This window comes from Dietzia sp. DQ12-76 (genome assembly GCF_014145045.1).
Classification (GTDB): Bacteria; Actinomycetota; Actinomycetes; order Mycobacteriales; family Mycobacteriaceae; genus Dietzia.
Genome location: NZ_JAALDV010000482.1, coordinates 1 through 3694, shown reverse-complemented (window position 1 = coordinate 3694; position 3694 = coordinate 1). Strand labels below are relative to the sequence as shown.

Sequence of the window (3694 nt, the reverse complement as noted above, 5' to 3'; positions counted from 1 at the left end):
GGACAGGGGCAGCCACCACGCCGCGAGCCGGGCCCATGTCCGTCCGGGTCGGAACATCAGCCACCAGAGGATCGCGGGGAGGCAGGCGATGGCGGTCGCGGCCGCGTTGACCGCCCCCATCATCGCCAGGGCCAGCGCGGCACCGGCCCCGCCCCGTCGCGGGGACAGGCGTCCCTGCAGGACCCGCACCACCGGGAGCAGCACCCACGGGGCCAGTGCGACGGGCCAGATCTCGGAGGAGATCGACCCGAGGTCGCCGATCATTCGCGGGGCGAGGGCGTAGAGGATCCCGGCCATCACCCGGGTCCGGCGCGTACCGATCCGCAGGGCGGCCGCCACCCGGACCACACCGACGTAGGCGACCGTCAACAGGACAGCCCACCACAGGCGTTGGGTCAGCCAGGCGGGCATCCCGACCAGGTCGAACAGCACGAAGAACGGCCCCTGGGGGAAGAGGTACCCGTACGCCTGGTTCTGGACCTGACCGCCGAACGACAGCCCGGTCCACAGGTGGGTGGCCTGCGCGAGGAAGCGACCCGGGTCCACGACGAGGTCGTACTTGGTGTCGGGGACGACCAGACCCGGGGCCTGCAGGCAGGCAAGGAGGAGAAACGCGAAGAAGGCGACGACCGCGTCGCGCGCGCCTGCACCGAGACGGATCCCGCGGGTCACCTCGGCCGGCGCGGGGAGGGACTAGCGGGCGCCGTACTCGACCTGGCCCAGGAGGGCCTGGTCCGCAGGCGGCTGGGGGACCTCCGGGATGGAGTTCTCGGCCATCGCGGAGCTGGCGCCGAAGGCGACGATGCCGCCGAGGACGATTCCGCCGACTGCGCTGGCGAGCGCTCCGGTACCGAAGCTCATCGAGTTCTCCCTGCGGGTCACGAGAATGGTGTGCACTGGCGGGTGCCGCGAGGCATGCCGATGCCGAAAGGGTATCACCCGGCACACCACGGATCGTGTGGAGTGTCGCCCACAACTACTTACTGGCCGGTAAGTTGGTGTGGGACACGACACCACGTCCCGCCGGAAGGAGTCTCGTGACGACGGGGACGAAACGGATCCCACGCGCGATCCGCGAACAGCAGATGCTGGACTCGGCCATTCGCGTGTTCTCCGATCTCGGCTACCGGTCGGCGTCGATGGACACCATCGCCAAGGACGCCAAGATCTCCAAACCGATGCTGTACCTCTACTACGGCTCCAAGGAGGAACTGTTCTCCGCGTGCGTCACCCGCGAGTCCGGGCGGCTCATCGAGCACCTCACCTCCGCGGCGACCAGCGGCACCGGAGCACGCCACAGTCTGGAGAACGTCGTGGAGGCGTTCCTCGACTACGTGGACGACCACACGGATTCGTGGAACGTCGTGTACCGCCAGGCCGTCGCCGAACCCGCGTTCAGCGAGGAGGTCGAGAAGACCCGTTCCGTCCTGGTGGATCTCACCACCGACCTGCTGGCGCAGAACTCGGTGGACGGGCGCAGTCGCGAGGTGCTCGAAGTGGTCGCCACGGCGCTGGTCGGGGCCGGCGAGGCGGTCGCCGACCGCGTCGCGCACCGGTCCACACCCAAATCGGTGGCCGCGGGAGTGGTCGTCGAACTCGCGTGGCGGGGCCTCGCCGGGGATCCCGCCAGATCACTCGCCGTCGAGTCACCCACAACCGCGTCACCCACAACCGCGTCACCCACCACCCCTAAAGAGGAGAAGCCGTGACCACCACGTCCACTGCCACCACCCGCAGCGCATCGCAGGGGGCCAAGACCCTCACCCCGTTGGACCTGGCGGGCGGATTACCCTCCCTCATCTCGGATCTGCCGACCGTTCTGCGTGGTCTCCGGATCGTCCGCACCTCCCGGGGGACCGACAAGCTCTCCATCGGCCGCAGGTTCCAGGAACTGGCGGCCTCACAGCCGGACGCCCCCTTCATGCGGTTCCTCGGCTCCGAGCTCTCCTACGGGGAGACGAACCGACGCGCCAACCGCGTCGCCGAGGTGCTCAAGGCCCGCGGGGTCCGGCGCGGCGACACCGTGGGGATCTGCATGGTCAACCGGCCCGAGGTCATGTTCGCCATCCTCGGTGCCGTCAAGGTGGGCGCCTCGGTGGGCCTGCTCAACCACCACCAGCGTGGTGAGGTCCTGGAACACTCGCAGAAGATCATCGACTCGAAGGTCGTCCTGATGGGCGCGGAGTGCGCCGAGGCCGCCGCGTCCATCCCCCGGGAGAAGTGGCTCGGCGAGTTGATCGCCGTGGGCTCCGAGTCCGACCTCCCCTTCCGGGGCTTCAGCGCCGGCCACCGCCCGGACGAACTCTCCGATCTGACCTGGCTCGAGGACGAGATCGAGGCATTGGGTTCGGACGCCGGCACCACCAACCCGCCAGAGGCCGACGAGACGCTCGGCGACGAGACCGCGTACTACGTGTTCACCTCCGGCACCACGGGTCTGCCCAAGGCCTCGACCATGTCCCACTACCGCTGGAACCGGGCCCTGGCCGGCTTCGGCCTCTCCGGCGTCCGGCTCAAGAAGGACGACGTCCTGCTGTGCCCGCTGCCGATGTACCACAACAACGCGCTCACGGTGGCCCTCGGTTGCGTGCTCGCCGCCGGCGCGTGCCTGGCCGTCGAGGAGCACTTCTCCGCGTCGAAGTTCTGGGATCAGGCCCGCGCCGCCCGCGCCACCGCGGCCATCTACATCGGCGAGATCTGCCGCTACCTGCTCAACCAGGAACCCGGCCCCGGCGACCGCGACCACTCCATCCGGGTGATGACGGGCAACGGATTGCGCCCCGAGATCTGGGAGGAGTTCCAACAGCGCTTCGGCGTGGACCGGATCTGTGAGTTCTACGCCGCCAGCGAGTGCAACATCGCGTTCGTCAACGCCTTCAACGTCGCCAAGACCACCGGCTACTGCCCGATGGACTTCGCGATCGTGGACTACGACCCAGACACCGGAGAGCCCCGCCGTGGCGCGGACGGCCGGCTGACCAAGGTGGGCAAGGGCGGCACCGGGCTGTTGATCAGCGGCATCTCCGACACCCAGCCCTTCGACGGCTACACCGACAAGGAGGCCACGGAGAAGAAGATCATCCGCGACGCCTTCAGCGACGGTGACGCCTGGTTCGTCTCCGGCGACCTCATGATGGACCAGGGCCTCAAGCACGCCTCGTTCGTCGACCGCCTCGGCGACACCTTCCGGTGGAAGGGCGAGAACGTGGCGACCACCGAGGTGGAGGCGGCCGTCAGCGCTCGCCACGAGGTCGACCAGGCCGTGGTCTACGGCGTGCCGGTGCCGGGCGCCGACGGCAAGGCGGGCATGGCCGCCGTGCGGCTGCACGACAAGTCCGACTTCGACGGCGCCGCGCTCGCGGAGCACCTGCGCAGGTCGTTGCCGTCGTACGCGGTTCCGCTGTTCATCCGGCTCTCCAAGGAGCTCGAGGTGACGTCCACCTACAAGAGCCGCAAGACCGAACTGCGCGAGCAGGCGTTCGACACCTCCCAGTTCGACGACCCGCTCTACGTCCTGTCGTCCGACAAGGGATACATCCCCTTCTACGATGGGGCGGAGAACGACGTCGTCGCCGGCAAGGCCTGAAGCCGGGGGCACCCCGAAGGAGGTCCCGCCGCCGCATGCCGTCTCCCCGCATGCCCGACCGCCGCGTGCCCGACCACCGTCATGTCCGCCGCCGCGCGCGTGGCGGCC

The 3694-nt window shown here is 69.2% G+C and carries 4 protein-coding genes; 2 read left to right on the top strand and 2 right to left on the bottom strand.

All coding sequences use genetic code 11. From position 1 onward, the window contains the following. Positions 1–672 (bottom strand): alpha-(1->3)-arabinofuranosyltransferase domain-containing protein (locus G6019_RS15190; RefSeq protein ID WP_182627941.1); only part of this gene is annotated, 672 nt, incomplete at its 3' end. A 21-nt stretch (positions 673–693) separates the two neighbouring features. Continuing rightward, a complete protein-coding gene (locus G6019_RS15185) occupies positions 694–882 on the bottom strand; it encodes a DUF2613 domain-containing protein (RefSeq protein WP_231750375.1) in 189 nt (62 codons plus the stop codon). Between the two features lie 155 nt (positions 883–1037). Between G6019_RS15185 and G6019_RS15180 the strand changes: the two genes are divergently transcribed. Continuing rightward, on the top strand, positions 1038–1709 hold the full coding sequence (locus G6019_RS15180; protein ID WP_182627939.1) for a TetR/AcrR family transcriptional regulator: 672 nt from the start codon (positions 1038–1040) through the stop codon (positions 1707–1709). Further along, positions 1706–3586 (top strand): long-chain-acyl-CoA synthetase, encoded by a 1881-nt coding sequence (locus G6019_RS15175; protein WP_107757529.1) that lies wholly within the window; start codon positions 1706–1708, stop codon positions 3584–3586. The genes G6019_RS15180 and G6019_RS15175 overlap by 4 nt, the downstream gene beginning before the upstream one ends. Positions 3587–3694 lie beyond the last annotated feature (108 nt).